Genomic DNA, 18,792 nt, shown 5'->3' on the forward strand with positions numbered 1-18,792 from the left:
TTCTAAATTTATGTTATTATTAGTCATGGGTATACAGTTCCTTTCAATGAATTTAGTCGTTTATGATTGTACTATATATCCTATTTTTTTCAAGTCTTATTTTGGACATTTACTATTTTAATTTAGGTTATGATATTTTTTTTGATTTTTTATTTAATTTTGAAAAAATATATGATATAATCAAAAATATAATAAAATACGGAGGCAAAAATGGGAAGACACGGTACTATAGCAGGTCGTAAAGAGGCTCAAGATAGAAAGAGAGCATCTGCATTCACAAAATACGTTAGATTAATAACTGTAGCGGCAAGAGAAGGTGCAGATCCAGACTACAACGTGGCATTAAAACATGCAATTGAAAAAGCAAAAAGCATAAATATGCCAAACGATAATATTCAGAGAGCAATTAAGAAAGGATCAGGAGCTGATGGTGGAGCTGGATTTGAAAGCTTAAACTATGAAGGTTATGGTCCAGGTGGTGTTGCTATTATAGTTGAAATACTTACAGATAATAGAAATAGAACTGCTTCAAGCGTTAAATCATCTTTTGATAAAAATGGTGGAAATCTTGGAACTCCAGGATGTGTATCATACATGTTTGAAAGAAAAGGAGAAATTATCATTGAAAAAACTCCTACTTCTGATGAAGATGAATTAATGATGGTATCATTAGATGCTGGAATGGATGATATGAAAGATTATGATGATAGCTTCTATATTACTACTCCTACAGAAAATTATGATGCAGTACTTAATGCTGTAAAAGATGCTGGATATTCTATTGTGGAATCTGATATTGCATATGTTCCTTCTATAGAAGTTGAAACATTATCACCTGAAGATTTAGAAAAATTAAATAAATTAATAGATGTTCTAGAAGATAATGATGATGTACAAAAAGTACATCACAATTATACAGGAGAATAATAAAAAACCTTTTTACTTAAATAGTAAAAAGGTTTTTTTAAATTAACTTTTTTAATTCTATTAATAATTTTTGTTTAATTTCTTCTAATTCTTGTTTAGTTGGTCTATTTTCATCACTATACATTTTTTCCATTGGATACCACCATACTGGTCCTTTACCATTATGTCCATATTCTCCTAAATCTCCTACTTTTCTAGGATAAAGATGCCAATGAACATGAGCATCGCCATTCCCTAATAATTCATAGTTCATTTTTTCAGCTTCAAAAGCAATTGAAACTGCTTTAGCAACTAAAGTCATCTCTTCTAAAAATTTAGACTGTATTTCTTTTTCTAAATGAAATAACTCAGTAATTTCTCCATGTTCTTTATATAAAAATAAAGTATAACCATAAAAATGTTGATTATCTCCAATGACAACATAACCTGTTTTTAATTCTTTTACAAAATATGGATTATTTTTGTTTTTAATCATTTCAATTCTTTCACAAATTAAACACATAATTTCCTCCAAATAAAAATATTATAATAAATGTCTATATCTTTCTCTAAGTCTTAATACTCTTTCTGTTTTAAATTTACCCATACCTTTTATGCTATATATTTCATCATAATTAGCATTTAAAATATCGCCTAAATTTTTAAAGTTTTCAACTAGATTTTCAACATCTTTCTTTGTTAATTTATTTGCAGTGCTTAGAATTCTATACCCTCTTGGGAATAAATTTTCATCAATTAAATCTTGTTTTAAATCATAACCTAAAACTTTAGCAAGCTTAATATCATCTCTAATATCATCTTTCGATAATTCCATTAAATCAGTAAACATTTTTTCTGAATTTTTATTTTTTCTACTATAATCTTTAATAAAGTTAATTAAATTATTTTTTTGATTTGCCATAATCTCATGGTGTTGTAATTCAACTAAACGTCCCTCTGTACCAAGTTCCATAATATATTGTCTTACTTCTTTATCCATTGTAAACATTAAATAAAAATGTCTTAAACCAGCAATTACTTCTTCAAGTAATACAGTATTCTCAAATTCTGAAATAGTTAAATTCTCCATATATTTGTTAACTGAAACAGCATATTTTTCTAATGACATTATAGCTTGTGATGATTTAATTAAAAGATCACCAATCAATTCAAGTGTATGTTTAAAATTACCCTTATATACAGTTATTCTTTTTCTTCTTTCAGAAATTGTAATTACAGTATTTCCAGTAAGTTTTGCAATCCTATCTGCAGTTCTATGTCTAGTTCCACTTTCAGAAGTTTCTATATTTTTATCAGGTTGTAATTGGATATTAGCACCATGTATTATTTTTAAATCTTCTGATATTAAAACTGCACCATCCATTTTTGCTAACTCATAAACTTTTTGTGGTGTGAATGTTGTATCTAATCTAAATCCACCATCAACATATTCTTCCATGTCTTCAAGCGATGCTAAAATTATTAATCCTCCTAAAGAAGCTTCTTGAATTTTTTCTATTGCAACTCTTAAAGGTTGACCAGGTGCTACTATTTTAAATATTTGTTCATATACTTTTTCTTCATCTTTACCTATCATAGATTATCACAACCTTTCCACTAACTCACTAATGTTATTAATATAGCTTAATTTAAGTTTTGTATCGAAATTTTCCAATTCCATCTGATGAGCTTTAGGAATATATACTCCTTTAAACCCTAGTTTCTCTAATTCTTTAATTCTTTTCTTTATAAATGATACTTTTCTTAATTCTCCTCTTAATCCAATTTCGCCAATTGCTGCAATTTTTTGACTAATCTCAAAGTTTTTAATTGTAGATATTAATGATAATACTATCGCTAAATCTGCAGCTTGATCTTTTAATTCAATACCACCTGGAATATTTAAATATATATCATTAATTCCTAAATCTAATGATAAAGTTTTTGATAATACTGCAATTAATATCTCTACTCTATTTCTATCATATCCTTCAATTATTCTTTTCGGTAATCCAAATTTTAATGGCATTGCTAGAGTTTGAATTTCAAATAGAATAACTCTAGAACCTTCAATTGAAGTTGTAATAATACTTCCAACATTCTTTTCATCTCTTTCTGAAATAAAAAATTCTGAAGGGTTTTTTATTTCTTCAATTCCATCTTCTTTCATATCAAATATTGATATTTCATTTGTAGAACCATATCTATTTTTAATACTTCTTATAATTCTATAATAATTATTTTCATCACCTTCAAATGATAAAACTGCATCGACCATATGTTCTAATAATTTAGGGCCAGCAAGTTTTCCATCCTTAGTTACATGCCCAACTATATAGAAAGAAATATCATTTGTTTTAGCTAACTCAATTAATTTTAGAGCACAATCTCTTATTTGAGAAACTGAACCAGGCACTGAAGATACAGTTTCAGAATAAATTGTTTGTATTGAATCTATTATTACTACTTTTGGTTTTGATTTTGAAATTGCTGCTTCAATATTCTCTAAATTTGTTTCACTTAATAAAAATATTGATTTAGAGTTTACCCCTATTCTTTGAGCTCTATCTTTTATCTGTTTAGTTGACTCTTCTCCAGAAATATATAGAACCTTGTTATTTTGAGCATATTCATTTGAAAGTTGTAATAAAAATGTTGATTTTCCTATCCCTGGATTTCCAGTTATTAACACAACTTCTCCCTGTGTTAATCCTCCACCCAAAACTCTATCAAACTCTGAATATCTTGTTTTTATTCTAAATTCTTTTTCAAATTTAATCTCAGTTATATTTGTTAATTCAATATCTTTATTTTGTTTTAAAGTAGGCACTTTTATTTCTAATTCTTCTTCTATGGTTCCCCAACTATCACAAACCGGGCATTTCCCTATCCATTTTAATGTAGTATTTCCACATTCTGAACAAACATATCTAATCTTTTTATTCGCCATTCTTTATCCTCTTTACCTTTTCTTTTATGTCAGGTATTATTACTTTTGGAACAAATCCTGACAATTCCCCATCATTTAATGCTATTTCTTTTACTATACTAGAACTTAAATAAAGATACTCTCTAGAAGCTGTCAAAAATATAGTTTCAAACGGTTTTAATGTTAGTGCTTCATTTGTAAGTGTAACTTGTAACTCATATTCATAATCAGATACTGCTCTTAAACCTCTAACTAATATATCAATATTCTCGTTTTTAATATAATCTACAAGTAATCCTGAAAATTGTACCACCTTTACATTTGTTACATTTTCTTTTTCAAGTACTTTATTTATTAATTGAACTCTTTCATCAGTACTAAACCATTGTTTTTTTGATGAATTTATAAATACTCCAATTATTAATTCATCAAATAATTTTGAACTTCTTCTAATAATATCTAAGTGACCCTTAGTAATTGGATCAAAACTTCCTGGATAAATAACTTTAGTATTCATCTATTGCTCCTTATTTAATTTCTCTATAGCTTGTTTTGCAGCAATCTTTTCTGCCATTTTTTTACTTTTTGCAATACCTTTACCATAAACTCTATTTTCAACACTTACTTCAACTTCAAATGTTTTGTCATGATCTGGTCCTATTTCATTTAGAACTGTATAAACAGGTGTTACTTTATATTTTAGTTGTGTGATTTCCTGTAGAGCTGACTTATAATCTGAAACCCATTCAATTTTATCTAAATTGTTTATCTTAGATTCCAATAATTTTAAAACCACTTCTCTTGTAGTTGGAAAATCTGAATCTAGATATATAGCTCCAACCATTGCTTCAAAAACATCACCTAACACAGAATTTCTTTCTCTTCCTCCAGAAATATTTTCCCCATTACTTAAGAAAATATAGTTTCCTAAGTTTAAGTCTCTTGAAATAGTTGCAAATACTGTTTCACTGATTATTTGACTTTTTATTTTTGATAATTCACCTTCTGTACTTTTAGTGTTGTTTCTATAAATATATTCTGTTGTGATTAAATCCATTACAGAATCTCCTAAAAACTCTAATCTTTCATTATCTTTAATGTTTGGTGAATTATGTTCATTAATATATGAACTATGAGTAAGAGCTTCTAATAGAAGCTTCTTATTTTTAAAAGTGTAATTAATTTTGGACATTAACTCTTCAAAATCCATTTTTTTCATATTATTTTACTCTTTTCTCCTCAACAATTTTTATTAAATCATTTACTGTTTTAATTTCTTTAATCTCGTCTTTTGTTACTTCAAATCCATATTTTTCTGCTATAGTTGATGATAATTCAATTAAATCTAATGAATCTGCTCCAAAATCTTCAACTATTTTTGATTCTAATGTTATATCTTTACTCTCTATATCTAATTGGTCTAGTATTATTTCTCTAATTTCTTCAAACATACTTTTTTCCTTTCAAGTTTAATACCTAATTATAGCATATTTTCTTAGTTCTTACAATATTTTAAGATGTTTAAAATATCATCAAAATTATGCGCTTCATACGTTGGTTCAATACCTGTGTTATTTTCTGAATTTTTATTATTAAACCATATTGAATCAATACCATAATTATTCGCACCTAAAATATCTGCACTTAAACTATCACCTATCATCAATACCTCTTTTTTTTCAAATCCTAAATCTTTTTCTAGATACTCAAAAAATTCTTTTGATGGTTTACCATGTCCAAGTTCTTGTGATATATATACTTTTTTTAAATACTTTGTAATATTTGCATTTTTTAATCTATTATTTTGTATCTCTGTTATCCCATTTGTAGCTGCATAAATATCGTAATCATCTTTAATTTTTTCTAGAAATTCACTTGCTCCTTCAATTTCTACTCCCTGTTTACCAATTTTTTTTGTATATTTAATTGAAAGTTCTTTACCGTCTCTATCTATACCAAAATGCTTAAATGAAATCGCAAATCTTGTATTTACAAGTTCTTCTCTTGTTATAAGTTTCTTTTCTAATTTTTCCCATAATTTCTTATTCTCAGGTTTATAGAATGCTTTGAATTCTTCTATGTTTTCTATACCTTCTTCTTTTAAAAATTCATTTAGTGCATTTTCTTCAGCTTGATCAAAATCAAGTAATGTATTATCTAAATCAAATAATAATATTTTATACATTTTCACTCCTTATACTTTAAAAACACTCTTGAAATCAAGAGTGTGTTTTTATGGTGTCATTTTTGCTATTTCATAAATTTTTTCATATTCTTTAGCTGATTTATCCCACGAATTATTAATTAGCATATTTCTTTTAACTAATTTTTTCCATACATCTTTTTTATCATAATAAATATGTTCTGCATATCTAATAGTATTTAACATATCATCAGCATTAAAATTAGTAAATGAGAATCCATTACCTTCATCATTATATTCATTATATGCTTTTACTGTATCTCTTAAACCACCTGTTTCTCTTACCAACGGTATTGTACCATATCTCATAGCTATCATTTGAGATAGACCACATGGTTCATATCTTGATGGCATTAAAAATAAGTCGGCTCCTGCATATAGTAAATCAGCAACTTCTTCTGAATATCCTATATATGCTTTAAATTTATTTGGATATTTATATTCAAGATATTGATAATAATCTTCATAATATTTTGAACCAGCTCCAAGTAAAACAAATTGTACTGAATCATGCTTTAATATTTCTTCTATTTTTGATGTTACTAAATCTATCCCTTTTCCTTCAACTAATCTAGAAATTAAAGTAATTAAAATAGTGTCATCTTTAGGTAAATCAAACATTTCTTGTACTTTTCTTTTATTTTCTATTTTTTTTTCAACATTTTCAACATCAAAATGTATTATATTTTTATTGGTCATAGGATTATATATTTCATAGTCAATTCCATTTAATATTCCATATATTTTCTTATATGTTGTTAACCATTCAAGACCTTCTGCAAAATATGGATATTTAATTTCTTCTGCATAACTTGGACTTACTGTATTTACTAAATCTGCATATGAAATACCTATTTCCATAAAATTCAATAAATTAGCGTTTCTATAATATCCTAACTTATCAAAAGAATAATTATTAAATCTTCCTTGATACATTAAGTTATGTATTGAAAATACAACTCTCATATCCCAATAAAATGGATCATGTTTATATCTTTCTTTAAGAAAATACGGTAATGGACCTGTTTGCCAATCATTACAATGTAAAATATTAGCTTGTAAATTTATATTTTTTAGAAAAATAAGAGTTGCTTCACAAAACAGAGTATATTGATAATCTTCATCTAAATCTCCATATACTCTTCCTCTTTCATAAAAATTTCTATTTTCTATAAAATAGTAGTTTATTTTATCATCACCATTATATTTTACTAAATTAAATATTTCGCCATTTATTTCAGTTCTACTTACAAATTCCATTTTTTCTAAAAATTTCAATGGAATTTTATCATATTTTGGCATAATTACTGAAACATTATGACCTAATTCTCCCATTTTTTTTGGTAATGCCTGCAAAACATCTGCAAGTCCACCCGTTTTAAAAAACGGGTAGACTTCTGATGCAACATATACAATTTTCATATTACTCCTATTCATTATTTCTTAATTGTTTCTCCACTATGTATATAGTTTCCTTCATTTAATAATTCAACTTTTGAAAAAATTCTAACATTTCTTTCAACTATAGTGCTATTTCCAAGTTTAGCTCCTTTTCCAATTACACTTATACCTTTAAATAATAAATCTGGTTTTTCCATATTTGGTTTATAATCATCTCCATGACCTATTAATGAATTTTTTCCAACATATACATTTTTATCTAATATAACTGTATCTAGATGTGTATTTTCATCTATATATGTGTTTGAAAAAATGATACTGTTTCTAACTGTAGCACCTTTTCTTATAGTAACTCCAGGTCCTAAAACTGAATTTTCTACTCTACCTTCAATCTTACATCCATTACAAATTAATGAATTTAAAACACTACCTGTAACCCCGATTCTTACTGGAGCCATGTCTTCACTTCTTGTATATATTTTCCATTTTGAATCATATAAGTTTATTCCAACTTCTTCAGATTTTTTTATTAAATCTAAGTTTGCTTCTAGATATGAGTCATAAGTTCCTACATCCATCCAATATGAATCATAATAATGTACAAATACTCCTCTTTGATCTTCTATTAATTTTGGAATTATATGTTTACCAAAATCTAAATCAGGGATATCACTTTCTTCAATATATTTAATTAAAGTTTCTGTATTAAATATATAAATACCCATAGAAGCAAAATTACTCTTAGGATGTTCTGGTTTTTCCTCAAAACTTAAAATCTTACGATTTTCATCTACTTCAAAGATTCCAAATCTTGATGCTTCATCATACGGTACATTAATAGCAGCTATTGTTAATTCTGCATTATTTCTTTTATGCTCTTCTAACATCCAAGCATAGTTCATTTTATAAATGTGATCTCCAGATAGAATTAATACATATTTAGGAGCTTTACTTTTAATAAAAGCTAAATTTTGTCTTATAGCATCTGCAGTACCTTGATACCAAGATTGCCCTCTTAAACTTTCATGTGGTTGTAATAATGTAATGCTTGAGTCTCTTCTATCGAAATCCCATGGTTTACCTGATCCAATATGTTCATTTAATGATAAAGGTAAATACTGAGTTAACAATGCAACATCATAAATACCTGAATTAGAACAATTACTTAATGTAAAATCTATTATTCTAAATTTACCAGCAAAAGGAACACTTGGTTTAACTCTTTCTTCTGAAAGAATATCTAACCTAGAACCACGGCCACCAGCTAAAATCATTGCCAATACTTCCATAATTTTCACATCCTTTACGAGTTATATATATATACTAAATTATAACCTTTTTTTATTAAAAGTCAATTAGTAAAATAAAAATAGTTTAAGCATTTTTCTTAAACTATTTCTCCATATAAAGTTCTAAAAAACTCTTTATTTTTTTCTTCCATTAATTAGCCATTTAAATGTAAATTAGATTAAATTAAATGAAATAATAAAAAATGAGGGGATAGAAACACAATATTTTGTATTTTCAAACCCTCATAAACACTTATTTTATATAATTTCACCGTACAAAGTCCATGTTTTGCATTCATTTATTTTTACATTTACAAAACGTCCTGTATAAAGTTTATCTTCACCTTTAAATAAGACAACTTTATTAGTTGATGTTCTTCCTGTTAACATATCTTTATTCTTTTTGCTTGGCCCTTCTACTAAAACTCTTACAACTTTATCTAAATATTTTATACTTTCCTTATATGCACATCTATCTTGTAGGTTGTTCAATTTTAATAATCTTTCTTTTTTTACTTCTTCAGATACTTGTCCTTCCATTGTAGCTGCTCTGGTACCTCTTCTTATTGAATACATAAATATAAATGCATTTTCAAAACCAACTTTTTCTACTACATCTAAAGTATCTTGGAAGTCTTCATCAGTTTCTCCTGGAAATCCAACTATTATATCAGTTGTTAAAGAAGCTCCAGGTATTCTATCTTTAATTTTAGACGCAAGTTCTATAAATTGTTCTTTTGTATACCCTCTTATCATCTTTTTTAAGATATTTGTAGATCCTGATTGTAAAGGCATATGAATACATCTAGCAATTTTTTCATTTTTAGCAATAACATCAATTACATCATCTGTAAAATCTCTTGGATGAGGAGAAGTAAATCTTACTATATAATCTCCTTCAATCTTACATATTTCATCTAATAATTTTGCAAATGTATCTCCATTTTTGAATTTCTTCCCATATGCATTTACATTTTGTCCTAAAAGTACTATTTCTTTTGCACCTTTTTTTAAATAATGTTTTACATCTAGTAATATGTCTTCCATCGGCACAGATCTCTCTTTTCCTCTTACATATGGAACTATGCAAAAACTACAACGTTTGTCACATCCATAGCTAATTGAAATCGAAGCTGTTTTATCACTACCAAAATCAGCATCAAGTCTTGGAGGTAATTCATCTTCATTATCTGTATATACTTCATGTTGACTTTCGTGATTTAAAATTTTTTCTATAGCATCAGGAATACGCCCTATATTTTGATTTCCCATTACAATATCAATCATTGGGAATTTTTTTATAAGTTCAAATCCAGCTTCTTGAGCAAAACAACCTGTAATTCCAATTATAGTACCTTTTTTTCTTTTTAATTCTATTACTTCACCTAATTTTCCATATATTTGTGTTGCCGCCCCTTCTCTTACAGTACAAGTATTTAAAAATACTGCATCACAATCATCTATTTCATCAACTACTTCATATCCCATATTTTGAAATATTTTTTTAATTTTTGCACTTTCATTTACATTCATTTGACAACCATAAGTAATTACTGTTGCTTTCTTCATAAATTCAACTCCTAATCTTTATGACAATACCATAGTGTAAGACCAATTACTAATCCTCCACCTATAAAGTTTCCTATTGTTACAAATAAAAAGTTATACATTACATTTAATAATGTTACACCTTCTGCACTATACATTAATGCTAAAGGTAAATATAGCATATTTGCTACAACGTGATCATATCCAAGTATTATAAATAACATTATTGGAAACCAAATTCCAAATATTTTAGATATTCCATCATTTGATATATACCCTAGTAAACTAGCCCCACAAACTAATACATTACATAAAATCCCTTTTAATACTAAATCAAATGCAGATGTATGAACTTTATGTTCAGCAAGATGTGAAAGAAAAGTTACACCAGCATCACTTAATGTGTGTGTTCTATATGATATATATGCTATAAATAGAGATCCTACTAAGTTAAATATCCAAACTATTGATAATATTTTTAACATTTTAATTAAACTTATTTTACCTTCTGCATAACCTAAAGTCATCATACAATTACTTGTAAATAATTCTAAACCTAATAACACTATTCCTATTAATCCAACTGGGAATACTGATGCCCCAAAAAATTTTGCAATACCAGCATTTGTGTCAATTAAATTAGCTACTGTAATAATATTTCCAACTGAACCAAAAGCAATAAACATACCTCCTAGAATTGAAAGTAATGCAAGTTTTACAAATGGTTTTTTCATTCTTTTTTCTGTCGCATGTACAACATAATCAATTAACTCTTTTTGTGTTTTTAACATAACTTTGATAATATGAATCTAATCATATTCTCCTTTCTTTTTTTTACAAAATAAATATATCACAAATTGATTTAAAATTCAATAAAAATGTAAACAGTATAAAATAAAATCATCAATGAATACATTGATGATTTTTGTTATTTAATATATAGTACCACCGGACAATGATCTGAACCTTCAATTTCTGAATGTATTTCAGCATCAACTAATCTATCTTTTAAACTATCAGAAACACAAAAATAATCTATTCTCCATCCTGTATTATTCTTTCTTGCATTACCTCTATACGACCACCAAGAATATGCATGAATTTTATCTGGATAAAAATATCTAAATGTATCTATAAATCCACTTTCAACAAGTTCAGTAAATTTATTTCTTTCCTCTATAGTAAATCCAGCACTTCTTGTATTTGTTTTAGGATTTTTTAAATCAATTTCTTTATGAGCAACATTTAAATCACCACATACAATTACAGGCTTATTTTTTTCTAAATTTTTAAGATATTTTCTAAATTCATCTTCCCAAATCATTCTATAGTCTAATCTTTCAAGTTCATTTTTAGAATTAGGTGTATAAACTGTAATAAAATAATAATCTTCAAATTCTGCTGTTATTACTCTTCCCTCTTTATCATGTTCTTCAATTCCAATCCCATAAGTAACAGAAATAGGCTCTATATCAGTAAAAATAGCAGTTCCTGAATAACCTTTTTTTTCAGCATAATTATAATATGTATAATAACCCGGTAACTCTAAATCTAATTGTCCTTCACTCATTTTTATTTCTTGTAGACCAATAATATTTGGCTTTTGATCATTAAAATAATCTAAAAAGCCCTTTTTTATGCAAGCTCTTAATCCATTTACATTCCAAGATATATATTTTTTCATTTTTCACCTCTTTAAATAATATCTACCATTATACTTTATTTATCAAAATAATACAAATAAAAAAATAATTGCTTTAATATAAGCAATTATTTTATATATTTTACATTTTCATTATATACAAATCCTAAATTTTTACTTTCATTTTGTATATTTATAATATTTGATATTGCTATTAATTCTGATTTCATTGAATCTATTTCTTTTTCTACTCTTTCTATACCTTTTATGTTTGCATAATTTTCACGTGCTATATTTGTTAATTTAAATTCTGTAACAATGCTTATCATTGCAACTACTGCTAAAGGTAATAAAAATAAACTTAATTTAAAGAAAGCTACTTTCTCTAAATTTGCTCTTAATTTTCTAACTTTTCTTACATCTATTAATCCTTTTTTTCTTCTTAATACTCTTTCTTTTCTCATTACTCTTCTCCTTTTATAAACACTCTAAGTTTTGCTGAGTGTGCTCTATTATTTTGCTCTAATTCTTCTTCTTTTGATACAATTGGTTTTCTTGTTAATACTTTACCTTTTGGTCTATTACCACATTTACAAATTGGCAAATCAAATGGACATGTGCATGGATTTTCATAATTTCTAAATTTTTCTTTTACAATTCTATCTTCCAATGAATGGAAAGTAATTACTAATAATCTCCCACCTGGGTTCAATAATTCTATTGATTTATCTAAGGCTTTTTCAAGTACTTCAAGTTCTCTATTTACATAAATTCTAATTGCTTGAAAAGTTCTTTTTGCAGGATGCTTTTTCATACTTTTTCCAATAGCTTTTATTACTATATCAGCAAGCTCAATTGTTGTTTCAATTTTTTTATTCTTTCTATATTCAACTATGTATTTAGCGATTTTCCTTGATTTTGGTTCTTCACCATACTTATATAAAATATCTGCAATCTCTTCTTCTTTAAAATCATTTATTACTTCATATGCACTTATTTCTTGACTTTCATCCATACGCATATCTAGTTTGGCTTCTCTTCTATAAGAAAATCCTCTTTTATCATCATCCAATTGTTTTGAAGAAACCCCTATATCCATTAATATTCTATCAACTTTATCATATCCTGCTAAATATGCAACAACATCTAAATTTTCAAAATTATTTTTAAATATACTTACTTTATTTCCAAATTTTTTTAATCTTTCACTTGCAAATTTGATTGCATTTTCATCTTGGTCTATAGCAATAAGCTTTGAATTATCAGTAGAATTTGATAAGATACCTTCACTATGTCCTCCTCCACCAAGTGTGCAATCCATATATATTAAATCCCTATTTTCTATGATATTTTCTAAAACTTCACTGTATAGTACCGGTAAATGATATTCCATTTTCAACCGTCCTTTCTTAGAAGTCTATATCTATTTCTCCCATTATTTCGTTTATATCTTCATCATCTCTATATGTATCAAGTTTTTCACTATCCCATATTTCAATTTTGTTACCCATTCCAATTACTGTGGCTTTTTTTGAAAGCTCTGCATATTTTTTTAAAGTAGATGTAACTGTAAGTCTTCCTTGTGAATCAAGTTCAATTTCTTGTGCAGATCCTATAATAAATCTTTTAAATTTAGTAGCTTTTTCATCTGTTTGTTTTACTTTTGATAGTTTTTCTACAACTTCTTTCCAGTTTTCAAGGTTATATAAATCTATTTGTCCATTAACACCTTTTGTTATAAAGAAATTTTCACCATTAAGCATTTCTCTAAATTTTGCTGGAAGCATCAAACGACCTTTAGTATCTACGCTACAACTATATTCACCTATAAACATACATACACCTCCTTTTCCAAAAAATCTACCACTTTCAACCACTTTCAACCACTTTCTTCCACCTTTCACTAATTTATACCATATAAATTGTTAAAAGTCAATGATTTTACTAGATTTTTTTTGATTTTTTCATAAAAAAATGAGTTACTTAATTTTAAGTAACTCATTTAAAATATTTTTACTATTTTTCAGTTATGTAATTTCTAGTTAAACATGGTTTTATGTTCCAAATATTGTCTGCATAGTCTTGAATAGTTCTATCTGAACTAAATTTTCCTCCATTAGCAATATTTATTAATGATTTTCTTAACCAAGTTTTTTGATCTTTATAATCTTTACTAATTTTTTCTTGTGCTTTTCTGTAATCAGCAAAGTCTTTTAATACAAAGTACACATCAGGTCTATTTCCTTCTACTCCATTTAATAATGAATTATATAATTCTCTAAATATTCCTGTATGTGAATCATCATATGTTCCATCAACTAATTGTTCTAAAACTTTCTTTAAACCTTCTACTGTTTCATAATCTACTCTTGGGTCATATTTTCCATATTCTTCAAGTCTTGCAACTTCATCAGCTTGTAATCCGAAGATATATGCATTTTCAGTTCCAACTTCTTCAACTATTTCTACGTTAGCTCCATCTAAAGTCCCTAAAGTTAAAGCACCGTTTAACATAAACTTCATATTTCCTGTTCCTGATGCTTCTTTACCTGCTGTTGATATTTGTTCTGAAATATCTGCTGCTGGGAATATTTTTTCTGCAAGTGATACTCTATAGTTTTCTAAGAATACAACTTTAATTTTGTTATTAATACTTGTATCATTATTAATAACTTCAGCAACAGTGTTAATTAATTTAATTATTCCTTTTGCTCTTCTATATCCAGGTGCAGCTTTTGCTCCAAAAATGAATGTACGTGGTGTTACATCTAATAATGGATTTTCTTTTAATTTATTATATAAGTCCATTATATGTAGGATATTTAATAATTGACGTTTATATTCATGTAATCTCTTAACTTGAATATCAAATATTGAATTCACATCTACTTCAACACCAGTTGTATCTTTTATATATTTAGCTAGTTTTATTTTGTTATCTTTCTTAATATCAGCTAATCTATTTAATACATTTTCATCATCTAAATATGCTTCTAATTTCTTAAGTTCAGTTAATTCAACTATCCATTTATCTCCAATTAATTCTGTAATTAATGAAGCTAATTCTGGGTTAGCATTTAGTAACCATCTTCTTTGTGTAACTCCATTTGTTTTATTTTGGAATTTTTCTGGATATAATTCATACCAATCTTTTAATTCTTGATTTTTTAAGATTTCTGTATGTAATTCTGCAACTCCATTAACTGCATGTGAACCAACAATAGCTAACCATGCCATTTTAACTTTATCATCACCAATTATACTCATTCTCTTAATCTTATTATAATCACCATTTACTTTTTCTGAAAGTTCGATTAAGAATCTTCTATTAATTTCTTCTATAATTTGATAGATTCTTGGTAATAATGGTCTAAATATATTAATTTCCCATTTTTCTAAAGCTTCTGATAAAATAGTATGGTTAGTATATGCAAATACTTTTGTAGAAATTTCCCATGCTTCATCCCAACTTAATTTTTCTTGGTCAAGTAATATTCTCATTAATTCAGGTATTGCAACAACTGGGTGAGTATCATTTAATTGAATAGCAACTTTTTCAGGTAAAATTGCAAAGTTGTTTCCAAATGTTGATTTATGTCTTCTTATAATATCTTGTAATGATGCTGATGTAAAGAAGAATTGTTGTTTAAGTCTTAAAATTTTTCCTTCTCTTTCTGTATCATTTGGATATAATACTCTTGAAATATCTTTAGCTCTTACTTCTTTTTCTGATGCTAAAATATAATTTTGTGAGTTAAATAATTTTAAGTCAAATCCTTCCGGTGATCTAGCTTCCCATAATCTTAATGTGTTTATAACATTGTTTCCATATCCAATAACTGGAACATCATATGCAACAGCTAAAACATTTTCTGTATTAACTCTCTTGAAATATTCTTTTCCAACTTCATCTCTATGTATTTCAATATCTCCACCAAATTTAACTTCAAACACTCTATCAATTCTTTTAACTGACCAAGGTGTTCCATATTGTTGCCAATCATCTGGATATTCAACTTGGAATCCATTTTCAATTTTTTGTTCAAACATTCCATATTTATATCTTAATCCATATCCATGACCAGGTAATCCTAAAGTTGCTAATGAATCTAAGAAACATGCTGCTAATCTTCCTAAACCTCCATTACCTAATCCAGCGTCCATTTCATAATCTTCAAGTTTATTAATATCTACACCTAATTCTTCTAATACTTCTTTCATAACTTCATTATATCTTAAGTTAATTAAGTTATTACTCATATATCTTCCCATTAAGAATTCAGCTGATAGATAATACATTTGTTTAACTTGATCTTGTTGTCTTGTTTTCTTTGTATTATACCAATGTTCAGTTATTTCATCCATAGTTGCTCTTGCAACAGCATAATATATTTCATATTCTTTTGCATCTTCTAAAGTTTTACTATATTGTCTTCTTAAAGATAGCAAAATTTTATCTTTTAATATCTTTTTATCCATAATTTCCTCCAATTATAATCTTATTATATTTTATACTATTTAGCTTGATTTGTCAACAATTAAACCGTTTGCATAAATTTCATGAAACTAATATCATATATGTAAAAAATTATTATAAAAAAACTACATCCTAAGATGTAGTTTTATATATCATTATTTTGCTTTTGAAACTTTTTCAGCAAATTTTTTCCCAACTTTGAATTTTAATACTTTTTTAGCAGGTATTTTTATTTCTTTTTGAGTTTTAGGGTTGATTCCTTCTCTTTCTTTTCTTTCTTGAACTTTGAATGATCCCCATCCAACGAATTGAACATCTTCACCTTTAACTACTAATTTTTCAACTGTTTCTAAGAAAGCATTAACTAACTCTTCTGATCTTTTTTTAGTTTCTCCTGTTAATTGTGCATATTCTTCAACAAATCCTTTTTTTGACATAAACACTTCCTCCTTATTTTATAATCAATATTATTATACACTTTTTTTTTGCTTTGTCAAGTTTTAACTAGTAAAAATCTATGTTTTTATCATATTTATCTAATTATATTGTATAAAATCGCAACAAATAAGAATAAAAAAGCAACATATTCTGTAAATTTTTCTATTCCTTCTTTCTCTTGATCTAATACATTTGCTGTTTTAGCAATTCCACGACTTCTGTCAGGTTGAATTAATATTACACCAATTAATATTATTGCTAATACAACTAATAAGATTACTAATAATGTTTTCATTATTTAATCCTCCTTATATTTGAGACCCAGCTTCTACAAGTTTAGCAAAACTTGCAGGTTCTAATGCTGCTCCACCTATTAATCCACCATCAATATCTTTTTGAGACATTAATTCAAATGCATTTTCAGGTTTCATTGATCCACCATATTGTACTGTAATTTCTGCAGCAATTTCTGCACCATACATATCAGTTAATAAATCTCTAATAAAAGCATGTACTTCTTGTGCTTGTTCAGAAGTAGCAGTTTTACCTGTTCCAATTGCCCAAACTGGCTCATAAGCTAATACTACATTTAAAATTCCTTTTTCACAAACACCTTTTAAACCTTCTCTTAATTGCTCTTCAACAACTTTTTCAGTTATGTTTGCTTCTCTTTGTTCTAAAGTTTCTCCAAAACATAAAATTGGTTTTAATCCATGATCTATAGCTGAACAAACTTTTTCATTTATAAATTTATTACATTCTTTATAGTATTCTCTTCTTTCTGAATGACCTACTAATACATACTCAACACCTAAATCTTTTAACATTAAAGGTGAAATTTCTCCTGTATATGCTCCACTTTCTTTAGGGTTCATATTTTGAGCTGCAATTTTAATGTTTGATCCTTTTGTTTCTCTTATAGCAGTTTCTAAACTTGTAAATGGAGCTGCTATAACCATTTCAACTGTTTTACCTTCAACTAATGGTAATAATTCTTTAAAGAATTTTTCAGTTTCTGTTCTTGTTTTATTCATTTTCCAGTTTCCAGCAACGATAATTTTTCTCATTTTTTTCCTCCAGTTTTTATTCTATACATAATATTATCATATTTTACGGGACTTGTAAATAGTCTAAGTAGCATATTTACTTATTTAATACAAATTTTTCTATTAAATCTGCTAGTATTCCTTCTTCATTACTCACACCTACATAATCAACCATTTCTTTAAGTTCTGGTTTAGCATTACTAGGAGCAACTTTAAATGCACTAGCTTCAAGTAACGGAATGTCATTGTAACTATCCCCTGCAGATATAGTACTTTCTTTATCAATATTTAATATTTCTAATAATTTATGTAAAGTTTTTCCTTTATCTACTTTGTTATTAACAACCTCTAAAAATATTGGGAATGATCTTGCAAAAAATAGCTTTTCTGCAAATTTACTTTGTTTTAATTTTGCTTCATGCTCTATTAATATCTTTGGATCTCCAAGCAACATACATTTTGTAACTTTACTAAAATCTATTTCTTCAATATTTTCTATTCTTTCTATTTCACCTAGAGTTATTTCTGCTTCTACTTTTGTAAATTCATTTATTTCACTTACTAAAATTTTATTATCATTATATGTTAAAAAATATAATCCATTCTCTTTAGCATAATAATAAATTTCTATTGCATCTTGTTTTTCAACACCTAAAGTATATATTCTTTCACCAGTTTTACAATCAATTATTTCACCACCATTAAAAGAAACAATATATCCTCCAAATTTATCCATTTCTAATTCTTTAGCAAAATCTTGCATTGCAAAAGTTGGTCTTCCACTTGCTAGAACAAATATATGTCCATTTTTCTGTGCTTTTAAAATATATTCTTTATTTATTTCTGATATTTTATGTTCACCATTTAAAAGTGTTCCATCCATATCAGTAGCAATTAATTTGTATTTCATTCA

The 18,792-nt window shown here is 26.8% G+C and carries 21 protein-coding genes; 1 reads left to right on the plus strand and 20 read right to left on the minus strand.

From position 1 onward, the window contains the following. The first annotated feature begins 210 nt into the window (after positions 1-210). On the plus strand, positions 211-927 hold the full coding sequence (locus GM111_RS04550; RefSeq protein WP_156299688.1) for a YebC/PmpR family DNA-binding transcriptional regulator: 717 nt from the start codon (positions 211-213) through the stop codon (positions 925-927). Positions 928-964: 37 nt separating this feature from the next. Here GM111_RS04550 and GM111_RS04555 read toward each other — a convergent pair whose 3' ends face one another. The 20 genes from GM111_RS04555 to GM111_RS04650 all read right to left on the minus strand — a co-directional run bounded on the left by GM111_RS04555 (position 965) and on the right by GM111_RS04650 (position 18,789). Beyond that, a complete protein-coding gene (locus GM111_RS04555) occupies positions 965-1,429 on the minus strand; it encodes an HIT family protein (RefSeq protein WP_156299689.1) in 465 nt (154 codons plus the stop codon). A 21-nt stretch (positions 1,430-1,450) separates the two neighbouring features. After that, positions 1,451-2,503 (minus strand): DNA integrity scanning diadenylate cyclase DisA, encoded by a 1,053-nt coding sequence (gene disA, locus GM111_RS04560; RefSeq protein WP_156299690.1) that lies wholly within the window; start codon positions 2,501-2,503, stop codon positions 1,451-1,453. Between the two features lie 6 nt (positions 2,504-2,509). Beyond that, on the minus strand, positions 2,510-3,856 hold the full coding sequence (gene radA, locus GM111_RS04565; RefSeq protein WP_156299691.1) for a DNA repair protein RadA: 1,347 nt from the start codon (positions 3,854-3,856) through the stop codon (positions 2,510-2,512). Further along, positions 3,846-4,352, minus strand: a complete 507-nt coding sequence (gene coaD / locus GM111_RS04570) for a pantetheine-phosphate adenylyltransferase (protein ID WP_156299692.1) — start codon at positions 4,350-4,352, stop codon at positions 3,846-3,848. The genes radA and coaD overlap by 11 nt, the downstream gene beginning before the upstream one ends. After that, positions 4,353-5,054: a ribonuclease III gene (gene rnc / locus GM111_RS04575; protein WP_156299693.1), complete on the minus strand. Its 702-nt coding sequence runs from the start codon at positions 5,052-5,054 to the stop codon at positions 4,353-4,355. It abuts the gene before it with no gap. Between the two features lies 1 nt (position 5,055). After that, positions 5,056-5,286, minus strand: a complete 231-nt coding sequence (locus GM111_RS04580) for an acyl carrier protein (RefSeq protein WP_156299694.1) — start codon at positions 5,284-5,286, stop codon at positions 5,056-5,058. Between the two features lie 44 nt (positions 5,287-5,330). Further along, on the minus strand, positions 5,331-6,020 hold the full coding sequence (locus tag GM111_RS04585) for a YjjG family noncanonical pyrimidine nucleotidase (RefSeq protein ID WP_156299695.1): 690 nt from the start codon (positions 6,018-6,020) through the stop codon (positions 5,331-5,333). Positions 6,021-6,068: 48 nt separating this feature from the next. Further along, a complete protein-coding gene (locus tag GM111_RS04590) occupies positions 6,069-7,460 on the minus strand; it encodes a glycogen synthase (protein WP_156299696.1) in 1,392 nt (463 codons plus the stop codon). Positions 7,461-7,474: 14 nt separating this feature from the next. Next, entirely contained in the window at positions 7,475-8,728 is a 1,254-nt protein-coding gene (locus GM111_RS04595) for a glucose-1-phosphate adenylyltransferase (protein ID WP_156299697.1), read from the minus strand. A gap of 258 nt (positions 8,729-8,986) precedes the next feature. After that, positions 8,987-10,297: a tRNA (N6-isopentenyl adenosine(37)-C2)-methylthiotransferase MiaB gene (gene miaB, locus GM111_RS04600; RefSeq protein WP_156299698.1), complete on the minus strand. Its 1,311-nt coding sequence runs from the start codon at positions 10,295-10,297 to the stop codon at positions 8,987-8,989. An 11-nt stretch (positions 10,298-10,308) separates the two neighbouring features. Then, entirely contained in the window at positions 10,309-11,067 is a 759-nt protein-coding gene (locus tag GM111_RS04605) for a formate/nitrite transporter family protein (RefSeq protein ID WP_156299699.1), read from the minus strand. Between the two features lie 137 nt (positions 11,068-11,204). Further along, positions 11,205-11,960 carry an exodeoxyribonuclease III gene (locus tag GM111_RS04610; protein ID WP_156299700.1) on the minus strand — a complete coding sequence of 252 codons (756 nt, stop codon included), beginning with the start codon at positions 11,958-11,960 and terminating at the stop codon, positions 11,205-11,207. 86 nt (positions 11,961-12,046) lie between these two features. Continuing rightward, positions 12,047-12,382 (minus strand): hypothetical protein, encoded by a 336-nt coding sequence (locus tag GM111_RS04615; protein ID WP_156299701.1) that lies wholly within the window; start codon positions 12,380-12,382, stop codon positions 12,047-12,049. Further along, a complete protein-coding gene (gene rsmH, locus GM111_RS04620) occupies positions 12,382-13,311 on the minus strand; it encodes a 16S rRNA (cytosine(1402)-N(4))-methyltransferase RsmH (RefSeq protein ID WP_156299702.1) in 930 nt (309 codons plus the stop codon). Before rsmH ends, GM111_RS04615 begins: the two co-directional genes overlap by 1 nt. A 16-nt stretch (positions 13,312-13,327) precedes the next feature. Next, positions 13,328-13,753 carry a division/cell wall cluster transcriptional repressor MraZ gene (gene mraZ, locus GM111_RS04625; protein WP_156299703.1) on the minus strand — a complete coding sequence of 142 codons (426 nt, stop codon included), beginning with the start codon at positions 13,751-13,753 and terminating at the stop codon, positions 13,328-13,330. 181 nt (positions 13,754-13,934) lie between these two features. Next, positions 13,935-16,397 carry a glycogen/starch/alpha-glucan phosphorylase gene (locus tag GM111_RS04630; RefSeq protein WP_197034486.1) on the minus strand — a complete coding sequence of 821 codons (2,463 nt, stop codon included), beginning with the start codon at positions 16,395-16,397 and terminating at the stop codon, positions 13,935-13,937. A 153-nt stretch (positions 16,398-16,550) separates the two neighbouring features. After that, complete coding sequence (locus GM111_RS04635) at positions 16,551-16,832, minus strand: HU family DNA-binding protein (protein WP_156299705.1); 282 nt, start codon at positions 16,830-16,832, stop codon at positions 16,551-16,553. Between the two features lie 95 nt (positions 16,833-16,927). Then, positions 16,928-17,128, minus strand: coding sequence for a preprotein translocase subunit SecG (locus tag GM111_RS04640; protein ID WP_012858813.1), 201 nt, complete (start codon positions 17,126-17,128; stop codon positions 16,928-16,930). A gap of 13 nt (positions 17,129-17,141) precedes the next feature. After that, complete coding sequence (gene tpiA, locus GM111_RS04645) at positions 17,142-17,900, minus strand: triose-phosphate isomerase (RefSeq protein ID WP_156299706.1); 759 nt, start codon at positions 17,898-17,900, stop codon at positions 17,142-17,144. A 76-nt stretch (positions 17,901-17,976) separates the two neighbouring features. Further along, positions 17,977-18,789, minus strand: coding sequence for a Cof-type HAD-IIB family hydrolase (locus tag GM111_RS04650; protein ID WP_156299707.1), 813 nt, complete (start codon positions 18,787-18,789; stop codon positions 17,977-17,979). Between the last annotated feature and the right edge of the window lie 3 nt (positions 18,790-18,792).

The sequence above is a fragment of the Streptobacillus canis genome (assembly GCF_009733925.1).
Lineage (GTDB): Bacteria > Fusobacteriota > Fusobacteriia > Fusobacteriales > Leptotrichiaceae > Streptobacillus > Streptobacillus canis.

What these genes read in the sequence shown, in the direction of transcription:
- GM111_RS04550 (WP_156299688.1), top strand. Translation starts at nt 211, where the DNA reads ATGGGAAGACACGGTACTATAGCAGGTCGTAAAGAGGCTCAAGATAGA.
- GM111_RS04555 (WP_156299689.1), bottom strand. Translation starts at nt 1,429, where the DNA reads ATGTGTTTAATTTGTGAAAGAATTGAAATGATTAAAAACAAAAATAAT.
- disA (WP_156299690.1), bottom strand. Translation starts at nt 2,503, where the DNA reads ATGATAGGTAAAGATGAAGAAAAAGTATATGAACAAATATTTAAAATA.
- radA (WP_156299691.1), bottom strand. Translation starts at nt 3,856, where the DNA reads ATGGCGAATAAAAAGATTAGATATGTTTGTTCAGAATGTGGAAATACT.
- coaD (WP_156299692.1), bottom strand. Translation starts at nt 4,352, where the DNA reads ATGAATACTAAAGTTATTTATCCAGGAAGTTTTGATCCAATTACTAAG.
- rnc (WP_156299693.1), bottom strand. Translation starts at nt 5,054, where the DNA reads ATGAAAAAAATGGATTTTGAAGAGTTAATGTCCAAAATTAATTACACT.
- GM111_RS04580 (WP_156299694.1), bottom strand. Translation starts at nt 5,286, where the DNA reads ATGTTTGAAGAAATTAGAGAAATAATACTAGACCAATTAGATATAGAG.
- GM111_RS04585 (WP_156299695.1), bottom strand. Translation starts at nt 6,020, where the DNA reads ATGTATAAAATATTATTATTTGATTTAGATAATACATTACTTGATTTT.
- GM111_RS04590 (WP_156299696.1), bottom strand. Translation starts at nt 7,460, where the DNA reads ATGAAAATTGTATATGTTGCATCAGAAGTCTACCCGTTTTTTAAAACG.
- GM111_RS04595 (WP_156299697.1), bottom strand. Translation starts at nt 8,728, where the DNA reads ATGGAAGTATTGGCAATGATTTTAGCTGGTGGCCGTGGTTCTAGGTTA.
- miaB (WP_156299698.1), bottom strand. Translation starts at nt 10,297, where the DNA reads ATGAAGAAAGCAACAGTAATTACTTATGGTTGTCAAATGAATGTAAAT.
- GM111_RS04605 (WP_156299699.1), bottom strand. Translation starts at nt 11,067, where the DNA reads ATGTTAAAAACACAAAAAGAGTTAATTGATTATGTTGTACATGCGACA.
- GM111_RS04610 (WP_156299700.1), bottom strand. Translation starts at nt 11,960, where the DNA reads ATGAAAAAATATATATCTTGGAATGTAAATGGATTAAGAGCTTGCATA.
- GM111_RS04615 (WP_156299701.1), bottom strand. Translation starts at nt 12,382, where the DNA reads ATGAGAAAAGAAAGAGTATTAAGAAGAAAAAAAGGATTAATAGATGTA.
- rsmH (WP_156299702.1), bottom strand. Translation starts at nt 13,311, where the DNA reads ATGGAATATCATTTACCGGTACTATACAGTGAAGTTTTAGAAAATATC.
- mraZ (WP_156299703.1), bottom strand. Translation starts at nt 13,753, where the DNA reads ATGTTTATAGGTGAATATAGTTGTAGCGTAGATACTAAAGGTCGTTTG.
- GM111_RS04630 (WP_197034486.1), bottom strand. Translation starts at nt 16,397, where the DNA reads ATGGATAAAAAGATATTAAAAGATAAAATTTTGCTATCTTTAAGAAGA.
- GM111_RS04635 (WP_156299705.1), bottom strand. Translation starts at nt 16,832, where the DNA reads ATGTCAAAAAAAGGATTTGTTGAAGAATATGCACAATTAACAGGAGAA.
- GM111_RS04640 (WP_012858813.1), bottom strand. Translation starts at nt 17,128, where the DNA reads ATGAAAACATTATTAGTAATCTTATTAGTTGTATTAGCAATAATATTA.
- tpiA (WP_156299706.1), bottom strand. Translation starts at nt 17,900, where the DNA reads ATGAGAAAAATTATCGTTGCTGGAAACTGGAAAATGAATAAAACAAGA.
- GM111_RS04650 (WP_156299707.1), bottom strand. Translation starts at nt 18,789, where the DNA reads ATGAAATACAAATTAATTGCTACTGATATGGATGGAACACTTTTAAAT.